Origin of the sequence: Corynebacterium sp. AOP40-4SA-5 (assembly GCF_052377355.1) — a bacterium.
Classification (GTDB): Bacteria; Actinomycetota; Actinomycetes; order Mycobacteriales; family Mycobacteriaceae; genus Corynebacterium.
In genome coordinates, this window is the sequence record NZ_JBQSWS010000008.1 from 76,567 (window position 1) to 89,923 (window position 13,357).

Sequence of the window (13,357 nt, forward strand, 5' to 3'; positions counted from 1 at the left end):
ACGTAAGGTTTGTAGGCATGCCTAACACTGATGCCGACCCCGGGGAGCGGGACGACTACATCGAGGTGTGGAACGACCTCGTCTCCACCCGCGACCTGACCTGGTCACTGGTTATCTGCGGGGTCACCACCGCCCTCGCGCTGCTGGTCGCCACGCTGCTGTCGTCCAGCGAGTTCTTCTGGGGCCTCGGCGGCGCCGTCGTCGGCTTCGCGGTCTGCGTGGCGCTGTTCACGCCGAAACGCGTCGTGCGCATCACCGAGGGGACCGACGGAGCAGGCGCAGAAACCCAGGCAGGTGACCCGACCTGATGGACGCGACCCTGATGCTCCCCATGCTGCTCGCCGCCATCGCGGCGATCCTGCTCTACACCTTCATCGGCTTCATCCCCGGCACCGACGAGACCAGCGTGCTCGTGCCGGTCACCCTCGCCCTGGCGCTGGCCGGCGTGGACCCGGCGGTGCTGCTGACCTTCTTCATCGCCGCGATCGTCACGCTCAACCTCACCAACGCCATACCCACCGCCCTGGTCGGTCTGCCCGGAGGGGTGCTCTCGGCACCGATGATGGAGCACTCGCTCTACCTCAAGTCCCAGGGCAGGGCGGCGGAGACGATCAAGAAGATGGCCGCGGGCAGCGCGATCGGCACGATCATCGCCATCCCGGTCAGCCTTGCCATCGCCACCGCCATCGCCCCCTACGCCGACACTCTGCGCGAGTACGGCAACCTGCTCTTCGTCGGCGGCGCGGTGCTGCTCGCCCTGCTCGGCGCGAACCGGCTGCTGTCGCTGATCTCGATCATCCCGATGTCCCTGCTGTTCCAGGGGCTTCTCTCGCTCTACCGGGACCAGGGGGTTATCCCGGAGGACGGCAACATCTCGGTCTCCTTTTTCCTGGGCATCACCATCGGCCCCCTGCTGGTCTCGGTGCTGGGGCTGCTCAACCGGAGCCACCGGGAGAACCTGCCGGGCCGGCCCGCCACACAGGTGGACATCTCGCGCAAGAGCCTGCGCGGCCAGTCGCTGAAACCCAACAGGATCCTCACCCGCGACGAGACCGCCCGCACCGGCCTGTGGTCGCTGGTCTCCACCCCGTTGTTCTTCCTCAGCCCCGTCGGGCTCACGTTCCTGCTCGGGGAGGGCGCGGCTAGACGCTCCGGGGACCGCACCACCCGGGCGAACCGGGCGGTGGCCGGCATGAACGGCGTGGCGCACGCCAGCTACCTCTCCGGCACGATCATCCCGCTGCTGGCGATCGGCATCCCGTTGTCGCCGGTGGCGATCGGCCCGGCGCAGGCCCTGTTCAACGCCCCGCCGGCGCTGACGCTGGACAACAACCTGCACCACATGCTGAACACACCGACGTTCATCGTGGCCGTGGTGCTCGGCGCGGTGCTGGCCCTGGGGCTGACGTACGTCATCGCGGTGCGCTACTCCTACCGGATCACCTACGTGGTGATGCGCTACATCCCGCACGAGGCGGTGCTGGGACTGTTCATCGGGTTCATCCTGCTGCTGGCCTACCTGGACGCCGGGGTGGCGAACATCTTCGGTGTGCTGCTGGTCGGGGTCACCTGCGGGACGCTCAACAAGTTGGGCGTAGGCTACGGCGTGCAGTTCATGACCCTGTTCGCGTCCCCCTGGATCGTGCAGAACCTGCTGTGACACGAAAGGACGCTGTGCAGTCTTCACCCGAACCCCATGCCGAATCCCATACCGGGCACGGCCGGACGGTGGCGAAGGTCATCCTCCTCGGCGAGCATTCCGTGGTCTACGGGCACCCGGCGGTGGCCGTGCCCCTGCACAGCCTGCACATGAACGCCACGGTCGAGCCGGTCGAGGGGCCCGCACGGCTGACCTGCCTGGACTACGACGGTCCGGTGGACGGCGCCCCGGAGCGTCTGGCGTCGGTGGTCAAGGCCCTGGACGTCGCGTGCGCCTTCGCCGGACGCCCCACTACCGGTCTGCACGTCAGCACGCAGGCGGACTTCCCGCCGGAGCGCGGGCTGGGGTCCTCGGCCGCCGCCGCGGGCGCGGTGGTGCGCGCGGTGCTGGACGCTGCCGACGTCGCGGCGTCCCCCCTCGAGCTCTTCGAGCTGACGCAGGAGGCCGAGCGCATCGCGCACGGGCGTCCGTCCGGACTGGACGCGCTGACCACCGCAGCACCCGGGCCGGTGTACTTCCGCGACGGCGTCGGTTCGACCTTCGAGATGGACCTGGCGGCCTGGATCGTCATCGCGGACTCCGGGGTGACCGGCCGGACGCGGGAGACCGTCGGTGACCTGCGGCGCAGGTACGACGCCGATCCGCAGGGCGTCGGGCCGCTGCTGGACGAGCTGGGCGAGATCGCCGACGGTGCGGTCGCCGACCTGCGCGCCGGCGACGTCGACGCGCTCGGCGACCGGATGGACGCCGCCCAACATCTGCTCGCCGACCTCGGCGTGAGCGACGACCGGTTGGACGCGCTGACCGCCGCGGCGCGCGCCGCCGGCGCGGTCGGCGCGAAACTCACCGGCGGGGGACGCGGCGGCTGCGTCATCGCGCTGGCCCGCACCGCCGGGGACGCCGCGGCGATCGCCGGGGCACTCACGGACGCCGGGGCGTCCGACACCTGGATCCACGCACCACACCTGCAGGAGGAAGCATGACGGCCCCGAGAAGAGCCCCAGGAAGAGCTACAGCGACGGCGCACGCCAACATCGCGCTGATCAAGTACTGGGGCAAGGCGGACGAGGAACTGATCATCCCGCGTACGCCGAGCCTGTCGCTGACCCTCGACGAGCTGTACACGACCACGACCGTGGAGTTCGGCGCGGTAACTCAGGACGCCGCGACACTGGACGGGACGCCCGTCACCGGGCGGGCGATGGAACGCATCACCGCCTTCCTCGACCTGGTGCGCGAGCGCTCCGGTGTGTCGGACGCCGCGGTGGTGACCTCGGTGAACACCGTGCCCACCGCCGCCGGGCTGGCGAGCTCGGCCTCCGGTTTCGCCGCCCTGGCCGGGGCTGCCTCCACCGCCGCCGGGCTGCAGCTCGACGAGCGGGACCTGTCGCGGCTGGCGCGGCGCGGGTCCGGTTCGGCGTCGCGCTCGGTCTTCGGCGGGCTGGCGATGTGGAATGCCGGCCACGACGACGCGACGTCCTACGCGGCCCCCGTGCCGGGCGGGGAGATGGCCGCTGACCTGGCGATCGTGGTGCTCGTCATCGACGACGGCCCGAAGGCGGTCTCCAGCCGCGAGGCGATGCGCCGCACCGTGGAGACTTCCCCGGACTACGCCGGTTGGGTCGAGGCGCACGCCGGGCACCTGGCGGAGGCGTTGGACGCCATAGCCGCCGGCGACCTCGCCCGGCTCGGGGAGGCCGCCGAGGCCAACGCGCTGGGCATGCACGCCACGATGCGCGGGGCCGTCCCGCCGGTCGACTACCTCGGGCCCGGCAGCCGCGCCGCACTGCAGGCGGTGCAGGACGCCCGCGCCGCCGGGCTGCCCGCCTGGGCGACGATGGACGCCGGCCCCAACGTCAAGGTCCTCACCAGCGCCGACAAGGCCGAGGCGCTGGACGCCCACCTGCGCGAGGCACTGGTGGGGAAGGTGCCGGGGCTGCGCACCGTGGTCACCCACGCCGGGCCGGGCATCCAGGTCGACGCAGAGGAGGTGCAGTCGTGACGGCGCCGCGTGCGGTGGAGGTCCGGGCCCCCGGCAAGCTCTACATCGCCGGTGAGTACGCCGTGGTCGAGACCGGTTTCCCCGCGATCCTCGTGGCCGTGGACCGCTACGTGACCGTGCGGGTCACCCCGGGCTCCGGCACCGGCCACATCACCTCCGACCTGTCGACCCAGAGCCGCCTGGAGTGGCACCGTGGGGAGCGGGGCATGATCGTGGAACCCGACCAGGCGCCCTTCGACTTCGTGCTCGGCGCCGCGGGCATCGTCGAGGAGGCCGCCGTGGCGATGGGCACCCCGCTGGAGGTCTTCGACATAGACATCACCAGCGAGCTCGACGACGACTCCGGCCGCAAGTTCGGCCTCGGCTCGTCCGCCGCGGTCACCGTGGCCACCGTCCGGGCCCTGTGCGAGTACTACCGCCTGGACCTCACCCGGATGGCCCAGCTGAAACTGGCCCTGCTGGCCAGCATCTCGGTGCAGTCCTCCGGCTCCGGCGGTGACGTGGCCGCCAGCATGTTCGGCGGCTGGATCGCCTACACCTCCTTCGACCGTGGGTGGGCACGCGAGGAACGCGACGTCCGTCCCCTGGTCGACCTGGTCACCATGGACTGGCCGGGCCTGTCCGTGAAACGCGTGTGCCCGCCGGACCGGCTGCGCCTGCTGGTCGGCTGGACCGGGTCACCGGCGTCGACCTCCCGGCTGGTCGGCGACGTGCAGTCCCACAAGCAGGGTGGGGGCGCTGACAGGGGAGCAGCGCAGCTGGACTACCCGCGCTTCCTCGCCGAGAGCAGACGCTGCGTGACAGCGCTGGTCGAGGCCCTCGGCAACGACGACGCCGACGGTATCCGTGCCGGGATCCGCCGTAACCGGGAGCTCCTGCGCGAGCTCGGGGAGCACACCGGCACCACCATCGAGACCCCCACGTTGCGTCGGCTGATCGAGATCGCCGAGGCCTGCGGCGGGGCGGCGAAGACCTCGGGGGCCGGCGGCGGTGACTGCGGTATCGTGCTCATCGACAGTCAGAGCGGCACCTCGGATTTGGACGGGTTGCTCGCCGCCTGGGAGCGGTCGGACATCCGACTACTCAACCTGCACGAACACCAGCCCGACGGGCTCACGGAATGACGGGAACGAGCGCATGAGCAGCAACCGCAAGGACGACCACGTCCAGCTGGCCGAGGAACTGAACACGAAGAACCGTGCCGCCGGTGGATTCCACGACGTGCGGTTCATACACCACACCTTCAACGGTCTGGCCCGCGACGGGGTGGACACCTCCACCACCGTCGCCGGGGCCCGGTGGGAGGTGCCCTTCTACATCAACGCCATGACCGGCGGCAGCGAGAAGACCGGACGCATCAACGCCGACCTCGCGCGCGCGGCGTCCACCGCCGGGGTGGCGATGGCCAGCGGTTCGGTCAGCGCGGCCCTGCGCGACCCGGCGTTGGAGCCGACGTTCCGCATCGTGCGCGAGAGCGCCCCGCAGTCCTTCCTCTTCGCCAACGTGAGCCCGGAGGCCACGGTGGAGCAGGCGCGCCGGGCGGTGGAACTGCTGGACGCCAACGCCCTGCAGGTCCACGTCAACCCTGCCCAGGAGCTGGTGATGCCCGAGGGTGACCGGGACTTCCGGCACTGGCTCGACCGGATCGCCGAGATCGTGGAGGCGGTGGACGTGCCGGTGGTGGTCAAGGAGGTCGGCTTCGGGCTCAGCGCCGACAGCGTGGCGGAGCTGGCCGCCCGTGGCGTCACCACCGTGGACGTCAGCGGGCGCGGCGGCACGAACTTCATCGACATCGAGAACCACCGGCGCTCGCGCCAGGAGTACACCTACCTGTCGGGGTGGGGGCAGAGCACCCCGGAGTGCCTGCTGGACACGGTGCACGGCCCCGGCGGCGCACCGACGGTGCACGTCCTGGCGTCCGGCGGTGTGCGCACCCCGCTGGACGTGGTGCGCGCCCTGGCGCTCGGCGCGCGTGCCGTGGGCGTCAGCGGGCACTTCCTGCACGTGCTGCTCACCGACGGGCCGGACGCGCTGGTCGAGGAGCTGGATGCGTGGACTGACCAGGTACGTACCCTGATGACGCTGCTCGGGGCACCGGACGTGCCCTCGCTGACCTCGACGGACGTCCTGGTCACCGGGGAGACCGCGGAGTTCGCCCGGCTGCGCGGGATCGACCTGCCGTCGCTGGCGCGCCGGCGTTAGTTGCTGACGTTCCTGCAGGCAGGCAGCTAGGGAACGTCACCCACGAGGCGCGGCTGTGGCATCGGGGTCTGAACCTCCGAGTGCAGCCACACCATGTTGCTAGCCAGGCGAGCGGAATGGGCGTGTTTCGTCTATGCTTCTGGAGTACCCACTCCAACTACCGAAGGGCCTTCATCATGAACGAGGACAACACCGCGCCTGACAACGTGAAGGAACGACGGTCGTCCGTCGGACTGATCGTCACGACGGCGGTCATCGTCGTCGTCGCGATCGCCCTGATCATCCTGATCGGCCAGAACACCGACCAGGTCGACATGGGCTTCCTCGGATGGGAGTTCGCTTTCCCGCTGTCCGTGGGGCTCGTCGCCGCAGCGCTCGGAGGAGCGATCGTCGCGTTCGCACTCAGCGGACTCATCGCCATCCGACGCAGGAAATGACCCCGTCGCCGCTCGGCACAACCGGGCGGACCTACAACCCGTACCGTCCGAAAGCCACGGCGTGATCCACGCCGGCCCTGGCGCCGGCTTCCGAGGTGACGCCGCCGATGAGGTCACGCGGAGCGGGATGGTCCTCCAGTGCCGCCAGGTAGACCTTGTGCTGTTCCAGCGAAGCGATGCTGCGCTCGACCGAGCCGGGGGAGACCGCCACCGCATGCGTCGGTGCCGACGCCCCGAAGACGAGCAGGTGGTCGGCCTGCCAGCGCTCAAGGACCTCACCGTCGCCACCGGTGATGTCGGGGAAGACCCAGCGGTTGCCCGCATCGCGCGCGGCATCCAGGGCCACGAGCCCGGCCACCCGGTGGTCGGCCTGGTTCAGCCCCCACGGCATCTCCTCGGCCCACCCCAGCGTGACCAGCGTGGTGGGCCGGATCTCACGGATCACCGCGGCCACCGCACGGCGCAAGGCCAGCGAGTACTCCAGCACCCCGTCGGGGAAGTCGAGGATGCGCAGGTCGTCCACGCCGACCTGGGAACAGGCGTTGCGCTGCTCGGCGGCGCGTGCCGGTCCGGTCTCATCCGGGGACATCGAGTCGATGCCCGCCTCGCCGGAGGTCAGCAGCAGGTAGGTCACCGACGCGCCGGCATCCGTCCACTCGGCGACGGCGGCGGAGACGCCGTACTCCAGGTCGTCCGGGTGCGCGACGACGCACAGGACGTGGTCGGCCTCGTCGAGGTGGAGTAGTTCGAGCTGATCGTCGGTCATGGGTCGGCCTCCATACCTGATACATACCTACGGGCAAACGTTCACGGTCAGGATGCGTGGGCGCTGTCGTCCGTCCACCTTGTGGCCATTCAAGCACGACATCATCGGCGGTGACCACCGACAACTCTCCGTGACCGACTGAAGGCCCCATGAACTCACGTCCCTCCCGCCCGCTCCCGACCCACCCCGGGCGTCGTCTGCTCGTCGTCCCCGCGGCGGCCGGATTCCTCGCCACGTCGTTGTTGCTCGTGGGGTGCCTCGCGGACGCCGCCGAAAGTGTGCCCGACGCTGCGGAGTATTCGGAGCAGATACAGGTCGTAGGCCTCGACACGCCACGGTTGTCCTCGGCCGACAACTTCCGGGACGTGGCCGGCGTCGACCGGGCCTACGCCGCGACAGGCGGTCACCTGAAACCTGAGTCGGTCTACCGGTCGAATGCCCTGGACATCACTGACGCGGACCTCGACACCGTGGAGGATCTCGGGATCTCCACCGTGATCGACCTGCGCACCGACAGTGAGATCGAGGAACATCCTGACCGTGTTCCCGCCGGGGCAGACTACGTTCACATCGACATCGTGGGGGGAGGCAGCACCGCAGCGAATCCTACCGAGGAATTCTCGGTCGATTCTCCCGACGACGCAGCGACGATGCTCGGCGACCTCAACCGCAACTTCGTCACCGACGAGGGTATGAGGGCCCAACTCGCACAGGTCATCACCGCCGTCATTGACGCCGACGGCCCGGTTGTCTTCCACTGCACCGCCGGCAAGGACCGGGCGGGGTGGACGAGTGCCGTCCTGCAACTTGCCGCGGGCGTGAGCGAACGCGACGTTATGGACAACTATCTGGCGACGAACGACTACTCGAGCGAGCGGATCGCCGCCACCACCGAGCAGATTCGGACGAGTCAAGGGGATGAGGCGGCGGAGGCCTACGGGGTACTGCTCGGCGTGCAGGAGGGCTTTCTGCGGTCCGGGCTGGACGCGATGAAGGAGTTCTACGGCGACGTGGACACCTACCTCGTCGACGGGTTGGGACTCGAGGTGTCCGCCGTCCTTGCGCTGAAGGACAAGCTCGTGGAGGCGTGAGGCTCCCCGGCCGAGCCACCGGTGGCATCGGCGTGGTTGACTCGGGGACATGATCAACGATGCTGACGCACGCTACGACGACTTCGTCTCGGTGGCCACCGAGGTCCTCGACAAGTACGACATCGCGTTGGACACCCTCGACGACACCACCGTTAACGCCACGCCGGTGCCCGGTACGGTGAACTCGGCCTTCGCCCTGGCCACGCACGTCCACGGCATGGCGCGCTTCTGGGGTGGCGCCTTCATCGGGGGAGAGGAGATCTCCCGTGACCGCGAAGCCGAGTTCCGGGCGATGGGGACCGTGGCCGAGGCACACGCGCTGATCGCCGAGACCCGGGCGAGCCTGCCCGGCTGGGCACGCATTGCCCTCACCGAGGGGATCCGCAACCGGCAGGCACAGGGGACGGCGCGCCGGGACTACACCGAGGCGACGCCCGGCTGGGTCCTCGAGCACATCCTCCACGAGCTCGCGCAGCACCTCGGTCACCTCGAGGTCTGCCGGGACGTGGTGGCGACCCGGTGACGACGGCGGTCAATGGGGGCTGACCGCTACTCCTGGTTCTGCGGCGGCATCGCGGTGATCGACGGGTGGTCGGTGCCGGTGGGGCCTATGCTGTCCGCCCCGCCGGGGGAGCCGATCTCATCGAAGAACGCGGCGTTGTAGTCGATGTAGTCCTCCCACTCGTCCGGCAGGTCGTCCTCGTAGAAGATGGCCTCGACCGGGCAGACCGGCTCACACGCTCCGCAGTCGATGCACTCGTCCGGGTGGATGTACAACGTGCGTTTTCCCTCGTAGATGCAGTCGACCGGGCACTCCTCGACACATGCCCGGTCCATCACGTCCACGCAGGGTTGTGCGATGACGTAGGTCATACGTCAGTTCTTGGCGGCGGCGAAGCGCTCGGCGACGTCGTCCCAGTTGAACACGTTCCAGACAGCCTTGACGTAGTCCGGCTTGACGTTCTTGTACTGCAGGTAGAAGGCGTGCTCCCACATGTCGAGCATCAGCAGCGGGGTGAGGTTGATCGAGGTGTTGCCCTGCTGGTCGGTGAGCTGCTCGACGACGAGGCGTCCGGCGATGTGGTCGTAACCCAGCACGGCCCAGCCGGAGCCGTAGAGGCCCAGGGCGGCCGAGGAGAACTGGTCCTTGAACTTGTCGAAGGAGCCGAAGTCGCGGGTGATGGCCTCGGCCAGTTCACCGGTGGGCTCGCCGCCGCCGTTGGGGGAGAGGTTCTTCCAGAAGATGGAGTGGTTGGTGTGGCCACCCAGGTTGAACGCGAGGTTCTTCGACAGCGCGCGGATCTGGTCGGGGTTGGTGCCTTCCTCGCGGGCCTTCTCGAGGGCCTCGAGGGCGGTGTTGGCGCCGGCGACGTAGGTCGCGTGGTGCTTGTCGTGGTGCAGCTGCATGATCTCGGCGGAGATGTGCGGCTCGAGGGCGTCGTAGTCGTAGGGCAGGTCGGGAAGCTCGTAGACAGCCATGGTTGGTGCTCCTTCTCGTCGGTGTCGATCTGCGGACCACGCTATTACCTCAAGTGCACTTGAGGTCAAGCCGGACGCGGCGCGCCGTCAGGAGAGGCGGCGCGCGCCCTGCCCGGTGGCGCCCAGAGCGTCCTGCGGGTTGAGCAGTGTGCAGGCCTTCAGTGAGAGGCAACCGCAGCCGATGCAGCTGGTGAGCTCGCTCTCGAGGCGTTCGAGGCCGCGGCGCCGTTCCTCCAGCTCCTTCTTCCACCTGCGCGAGGCCACCTGCCATTCCTTGTGCGTGGGTGCCCGGTCCAACGGCACGCTGCTGAATGCGTCCTGCACGCTTTTCAGCGGGATTCCGAGGTTCTTCGCGACGCTGATCAGGGAGATCCGACGCAGCATGTGACGTGCGTAGAGGCGGTGGTTGCCGCCGGTGCGGACCGAGGCGATCAGCCCGAGGTCCTCGTAGTAGCGCAGCGCCGAGACCGCGGTGCCGGTGCGTCGGCTCGTCTCTCCGATGCTCAGGAGCTCGTCGGCGTTCGAGGTGTGGGTGTTCATGTCAGGGCCGCCTTTCGTCTCCGGAAACCTCGAGTGAGGATGAGGTTTCCCGTGCGTCCCGATGCTACGCGCGGCTGTTATGCTGCACTAATGACGTGGTTGCTGATCTTCGCCGCCCTGATGGTCCTGCTCGTCGGCGGTGCCATCCTCCCGCGGCGCGCCGCCTACCGCGGCCAGGAACCGGAGGAGCAGAAGCGTCCCGGATTTCCGTGGTTCTGGATCCTGTTCCCCTGACGGTGTTCGCGATCGCCCTGGGGTTCGCGGCCTGGTTACCGGGGACTGCCGCCACCGTGGCTGATTTCGGGTGGACGATGTACATGCCGCTGGCAGATGCCGACGACGGCTTCGACAGTTCCTTGCTGTCGGATGCCGCTGCCGCGAACCTGCTCAGGATGCCGTGGGCGCGAATCGCCTACCCGCTGATCGCGGCGGCAGGTCTTGCGTTGTCGGTGTGGGCCTGGCGGAAGAGGCGCATATGAGTTGGGTCTTCCTGGGCAGCATCCTGGTGGTCGCGATGACCGGGGCGGTGATTCTGCCGCGGCGGGCGCGGCAGAAGAACCAGAGGAATCTGGCTTTTCCCTGGTTCTGGGTGTGCTACCCCGTGGCGGTGTTCGGGGTTGTCTCCACGATCGGGATGGTCCTGGACGCGCAGTTTTCGACGATCTACAACTCGCATGAGGATCCGATCGGCCTGTCGATGCCCTATCCGGGCGGCCGCGGATTCCCCGGCCTGCAGTTTCTGTCAAACGAACAGTTCAGCGAATTATTCGGGCCACTTCCCGTTGAAATATATTTCGCCTTCTTCCCACTCCTCGCCGTGGTGGGCGTGCTGACCGCGGTCATCGCCTGGCGAAAGGACAGGGTGTAGGCGAACGGTGTGATTGCTTACCGACCCTCCTTGTTGCGCTGAGGCGATTCGACCGTGGGCCGGCGAAGATCCGCACGCTCGCGGCGGAGCAGCAGCGTCAACGGGACCACGTACAGTGCGGCCACGCAGGCACCCACGGCCACCGGTCCGCTCGCGCCCATGGACGTCGCTAGCGTCATGCCGGCGATCCAGGAGCCGATGGCCGTACCGAAGTTGAAGGCCGCGGTCGCCATCGCCGACGCCAAGGTCGGTGCCTTGTCCGCGTATCGCACGGCCATGCCGATCAACACCGGGTTGGTGGACATGCCGAACAGGCCGAGCAGGGCGACGAGAATGACCGTCACCACTGCGTTATGGGAGAACAGCAGCAGGGCGACGAGCACCAGGAACGTCGCTGCCGCGGAGAAGAACAGCAAGGCGAACGGACGACGCGCGCCGATGCTGCCACCCACGTTCGAGCCGATGAACGCCCCGACCCCGTAGCCGACGAGCACGAGTGGCACGGCGCTGGCAGGCAGCCCGCTGTTGTCGGTCAACAACGGGGCGATGAAGCTGTAGACGGCCAGCGAGGACCCGCAGACCACAGCGCAACCTGCGAGCACCAGCCACACGCGCCCGTCGCGCAGGGCGCGCAGTTCCGCGCGCAACGACGGCGCCGGTGCGTCCAGCGGATCGGGAGGGACCTGACGGAAGATGACCAGTGCACCGACGACCGCGAGCACGGCCAAGGCCCAGAACGGGCCGCGCCAGCCGACGGTCTGGCCGGCGAAGGAACCCAACGGGACGCCGACGACGTTGGCGAGCATCCCGCCGCCGAGCACGATGCCCAGCGCCTTCGACGACAGGGACGGGCCCGCAGCCTGCGCACCGACCACCGCGGCGACGGCCCAGAAGGCTCCGGTCGCCAGGGCGGTCAGGAAGCGGGCGGCGAGGATCAACGGCAGCAACGACGACAACGCCACGATGACGTGGCCCACCGCGAACACCAGGAGCGCGAGGGTGAGGGTCATGCGCCGCGGGAGCCGGAGCGTGAGCACCGCCATGGCCGGGGTGCCGACGATCATGCCGATGGCGAAGACGGTGATCATCAGTCCGGCGTCGGACACGGACACCGACAGGTCTTCGGCGATGTCCGGCAGGATCCCGGCGACGATGAACTCCGTGGTGCCCATGAGGAAGACACCGGCCGCCAGGACGTAGGTGACGAACGGGAGGCGGGATTCGGTACCACTCACAGCGTCAGCATCACCTTGGTCGCGCGACGCTCGGACATCGCGGCGTAGCCCTCGGCGGCGTCCTCCATCGGCAGCGAGAGGTCGAAGACCTTGCCCGGGTTGATCTCACGGGCCCAGATCTTGGCGGTGAGCTCCGGGAGGTAGCGCCGCACCGGGGCAGGGCCGCCGTGCAGGTGGACCTCGGCGAAGAAGACCTCGTCCATCGGCAGGTCCACGCCCTCGTGTGCAACACCCACGAAACCGACGTGCCCGCCACCGCGGGCCGAGTGGATGGCCTGCATGAAGGACTCGCGGGTACCGACCGCCTCGATCACGCTGTGCGCGCCCAGGCCGCCGGTCAGCTCGCGGACCTTCGCGACCCCGGCGTCCCCACGCTCCTCGACGATGTCGGTGGCACCGAACTCGCGCGCCAGCGCCTGGCGCTCAGCGTGCCGCGACATCGCGATGATCCTCTCGGCACCCATCTCCTTCGCCGCCAGCACACCCATCAGGCCGACCGCGCCGTCGCCGACCACGGCGACGGTCTTGCTGGGGCCGACGGCCGCGGCGTCCGCGGCGAACCACCCGGTACCCAGGACGTCCGACGCCGCCAGCAGGGACGGAACGAGGTCGGCGTCCGGCTCGCCGGGAGTGGCCACCAGCGTGCCGTCGGCGTGGGGGATCCGCGCGCGCTCGGCCTGGGTGCCGATGCCGGCGTGCACGAATTCGGCGTGGACGCACTTCGACGGGTAGCCGGACCGGCAGATCTCGCACTCGCCGCAGGAGATCACGAACGAGCCGACCACGTGGTCACCGGGTGCCACGGTGGTCACCGCGTCGCCGACCTCCTCGACCACGCCGACGTACTCGTGGCCCATGTGCAGGTGGTCGGCCGGCTCCACGCCCCGGTAGGGCCACAGGTCCGAGCCGCAGATGCAGGTCGCGGTGATGCGGATGACGGCGTCCGTCGGGTCGATGATCCGGGGGTCGTCGCGCTCGCCGACGCGGATCTGGCCGGGGGCGTCCATGATGACTGCACGCAAGGTGGTCTCCAATCTCGAAGGTTCATGTCTCTACCTCGGTGAGTCAACCAGTCCC

Annotated in this window: 18 protein-coding genes; 12 read left to right on the forward strand and 6 right to left on the reverse strand. The window is 69.0% G+C overall.

Features of this window, described 5'->3' with window-relative positions; genetic code table 11:
- Window positions 1-17 precede the first annotated feature (17 nt).
- The 7 genes from ACT3S3_RS06835 (at window position 18) to ACT3S3_RS06865 (ending at window position 6,301) form a co-directional block, all read left to right on the forward strand.
- The gene (locus tag ACT3S3_RS06835) at window positions 18-308 is read left to right on the forward strand and encodes a hypothetical protein (RefSeq protein WP_301442939.1); all 291 of its coding nucleotides are present in this window, start codon (window positions 18-20) and stop codon (window positions 306-308) included.
- A complete protein-coding gene (locus ACT3S3_RS06840) occupies window positions 308-1,660 on the forward strand; it encodes a tripartite tricarboxylate transporter permease (protein ID WP_301442938.1) in 1,353 nt (450 codons plus the stop codon). Before ACT3S3_RS06835 ends, ACT3S3_RS06840 begins: the two co-directional genes overlap by 1 nt.
- A gap of 14 nt (window positions 1,661-1,674) precedes the next feature.
- Complete coding sequence (gene mvk / locus ACT3S3_RS06845) at window positions 1,675-2,643, forward strand: mevalonate kinase (protein ID WP_441582470.1); 969 nt, start codon at window positions 1,675-1,677, stop codon at window positions 2,641-2,643.
- The gene (gene mvaD, locus ACT3S3_RS06850) at window positions 2,640-3,662 is read left to right on the forward strand and encodes a diphosphomevalonate decarboxylase (protein WP_301443739.1); all 1,023 of its coding nucleotides are present in this window, start codon (window positions 2,640-2,642) and stop codon (window positions 3,660-3,662) included. Before mvk ends, mvaD begins: the two co-directional genes overlap by 4 nt.
- On the forward strand, window positions 3,659-4,786 hold the full coding sequence (locus tag ACT3S3_RS06855; protein WP_301443738.1) for a phosphomevalonate kinase: 1,128 nt from the start codon (window positions 3,659-3,661) through the stop codon (window positions 4,784-4,786). Before mvaD ends, ACT3S3_RS06855 begins: the two co-directional genes overlap by 4 nt.
- Window positions 4,787-4,799: 13 nt before the next feature.
- Entirely contained in the window at window positions 4,800-5,864 is a 1,065-nt protein-coding gene (fni, locus tag ACT3S3_RS06860) for a type 2 isopentenyl-diphosphate Delta-isomerase (protein WP_301443737.1), read from the forward strand.
- A 176-nt stretch (window positions 5,865-6,040) separates the two neighbouring features.
- Window positions 6,041-6,301, forward strand: coding sequence for a LapA family protein (locus ACT3S3_RS06865; RefSeq protein ID WP_301443736.1), 261 nt, complete (start codon window positions 6,041-6,043; stop codon window positions 6,299-6,301).
- A gap of 31 nt (window positions 6,302-6,332) precedes the next feature.
- Here ACT3S3_RS06865 and ACT3S3_RS06870 read toward each other — a convergent pair whose 3' ends face one another.
- Window positions 6,333-7,067: a PIG-L deacetylase family protein gene (locus ACT3S3_RS06870; RefSeq protein ID WP_301443735.1), complete on the reverse strand. Its 735-nt coding sequence runs from the start codon at window positions 7,065-7,067 to the stop codon at window positions 6,333-6,335.
- A gap of 149 nt (window positions 7,068-7,216) precedes the next feature.
- On the opposite strand from ACT3S3_RS06870, the gene ACT3S3_RS06875 reads away from it, so the two are divergent.
- Together ACT3S3_RS06875 and ACT3S3_RS06880 are read left to right on the forward strand one after the other, a co-directional pair.
- Window positions 7,217-8,158, forward strand: coding sequence for a tyrosine-protein phosphatase (locus tag ACT3S3_RS06875; protein ID WP_441582471.1), 942 nt, complete (start codon window positions 7,217-7,219; stop codon window positions 8,156-8,158).
- A gap of 49 nt (window positions 8,159-8,207) precedes the next feature.
- Window positions 8,208-8,681 (forward strand): mycothiol transferase, encoded by a 474-nt coding sequence (locus ACT3S3_RS06880; protein WP_441582472.1) that lies wholly within the window; start codon window positions 8,208-8,210, stop codon window positions 8,679-8,681.
- Window positions 8,682-8,707: 26 nt separating this feature from the next.
- Here the strand turns inward: ACT3S3_RS06880 and fdxA are convergent, their stop codons facing one another.
- The 3 genes from fdxA to soxR form a co-directional block, all read right to left on the reverse strand.
- On the reverse strand, window positions 8,708-9,031 hold the full coding sequence (gene fdxA, locus ACT3S3_RS06885; RefSeq protein WP_441582473.1) for a ferredoxin: 324 nt from the start codon (window positions 9,029-9,031) through the stop codon (window positions 8,708-8,710).
- Between the two features lie 3 nt (window positions 9,032-9,034).
- Window positions 9,035-9,637 carry a superoxide dismutase gene (locus ACT3S3_RS06890; RefSeq protein WP_441588216.1) on the reverse strand — a complete coding sequence of 201 codons (603 nt, stop codon included), beginning with the start codon at window positions 9,635-9,637 and terminating at the stop codon, window positions 9,035-9,037.
- 87 nt (window positions 9,638-9,724) lie between these two features.
- Complete coding sequence (gene soxR, locus ACT3S3_RS06895; RefSeq protein WP_301443167.1) at window positions 9,725-10,177, reverse strand: redox-sensitive transcriptional activator SoxR; 453 nt, start codon at window positions 10,175-10,177, stop codon at window positions 9,725-9,727.
- Between the two features lie 90 nt (window positions 10,178-10,267).
- Here soxR and ACT3S3_RS06900 point away from each other — a divergent pair, with 90 nt between their 5' ends.
- Genes ACT3S3_RS06900 through ACT3S3_RS06910 form a run of 3 tightly spaced genes read left to right on the forward strand, consistent with a single transcriptional unit; the run spans window position 10,268 to window position 11,045 of the window.
- Window positions 10,268-10,411, forward strand: coding sequence for a hypothetical protein (locus ACT3S3_RS06900; RefSeq protein WP_301443168.1), 144 nt, complete (start codon window positions 10,268-10,270; stop codon window positions 10,409-10,411).
- Window positions 10,387-10,656, forward strand: coding sequence for a hypothetical protein (locus ACT3S3_RS06905; protein WP_301443169.1), 270 nt, complete (start codon window positions 10,387-10,389; stop codon window positions 10,654-10,656). Before ACT3S3_RS06900 ends, ACT3S3_RS06905 begins: the two co-directional genes overlap by 25 nt.
- Window positions 10,653-11,045 (forward strand): hypothetical protein, encoded by a 393-nt coding sequence (locus ACT3S3_RS06910; protein WP_441583001.1) that lies wholly within the window; start codon window positions 10,653-10,655, stop codon window positions 11,043-11,045. Before ACT3S3_RS06905 ends, ACT3S3_RS06910 begins: the two co-directional genes overlap by 4 nt.
- A 17-nt stretch (window positions 11,046-11,062) precedes the next feature.
- Here ACT3S3_RS06910 and ACT3S3_RS06915 read toward each other — a convergent pair whose 3' ends face one another.
- Together ACT3S3_RS06915 and ACT3S3_RS06920 are read right to left on the reverse strand one after the other, a co-directional pair.
- The gene (locus ACT3S3_RS06915) at window positions 11,063-12,280 is read right to left on the reverse strand and encodes an MFS transporter (RefSeq protein ID WP_301443171.1); all 1,218 of its coding nucleotides are present in this window, start codon (window positions 12,278-12,280) and stop codon (window positions 11,063-11,065) included.
- A complete protein-coding gene (locus ACT3S3_RS06920; RefSeq protein ID WP_301443172.1) occupies window positions 12,277-13,302 on the reverse strand; it encodes a zinc-dependent alcohol dehydrogenase family protein in 1,026 nt (341 codons plus the stop codon). The genes ACT3S3_RS06915 and ACT3S3_RS06920 overlap by 4 nt, the downstream gene beginning before the upstream one ends.
- Between the last annotated feature and the right edge of the window lie 55 nt (window positions 13,303-13,357).

Bases quoted from the DNA above. Each gene is read 5' to 3' on its own strand.
- ACT3S3_RS06870 (WP_301443735.1), bottom strand. From the start codon at position 7,067: ATGACCGACGATCAGCTCGAACTACTCCACCTCGACGAGGCCGACCAC.
- ACT3S3_RS06865 (WP_301443736.1), top strand. From the start codon at position 6,041: ATGAACGAGGACAACACCGCGCCTGACAACGTGAAGGAACGACGGTCG.
- ACT3S3_RS06835 (WP_301442939.1), top strand. From the start codon at position 18: ATGCCTAACACTGATGCCGACCCCGGGGAGCGGGACGACTACATCGAG.
- soxR (WP_301443167.1), bottom strand. From the start codon at position 10,177: ATGAACACCCACACCTCGAACGCCGACGAGCTCCTGAGCATCGGAGAG.
- ACT3S3_RS06880 (WP_441582472.1), top strand. From the start codon at position 8,208: ATGATCAACGATGCTGACGCACGCTACGACGACTTCGTCTCGGTGGCC.
- ACT3S3_RS06890 (WP_441588216.1), bottom strand. From the start codon at position 9,637: ATGGCTGTCTACGAGCTTCCCGACCTGCCCTACGACTACGACGCCCTC.
- ACT3S3_RS06840 (WP_301442938.1), top strand. From the start codon at position 308: ATGGACGCGACCCTGATGCTCCCCATGCTGCTCGCCGCCATCGCGGCG.
- mvaD (WP_301443739.1), top strand. From the start codon at position 2,640: ATGACGGCCCCGAGAAGAGCCCCAGGAAGAGCTACAGCGACGGCGCAC.
- fdxA (WP_441582473.1), bottom strand. From the start codon at position 9,031: ATGACCTACGTCATCGCACAACCCTGCGTGGACGTGATGGACCGGGCA.
- ACT3S3_RS06875 (WP_441582471.1), top strand. From the start codon at position 7,217: ATGAACTCACGTCCCTCCCGCCCGCTCCCGACCCACCCCGGGCGTCGT.
- ACT3S3_RS06900 (WP_301443168.1), top strand. From the start codon at position 10,268: ATGACGTGGTTGCTGATCTTCGCCGCCCTGATGGTCCTGCTCGTCGGC.
- fni (WP_301443737.1), top strand. From the start codon at position 4,800: ATGAGCAGCAACCGCAAGGACGACCACGTCCAGCTGGCCGAGGAACTG.
- ACT3S3_RS06910 (WP_441583001.1), top strand. From the start codon at position 10,653: ATGAGTTGGGTCTTCCTGGGCAGCATCCTGGTGGTCGCGATGACCGGG.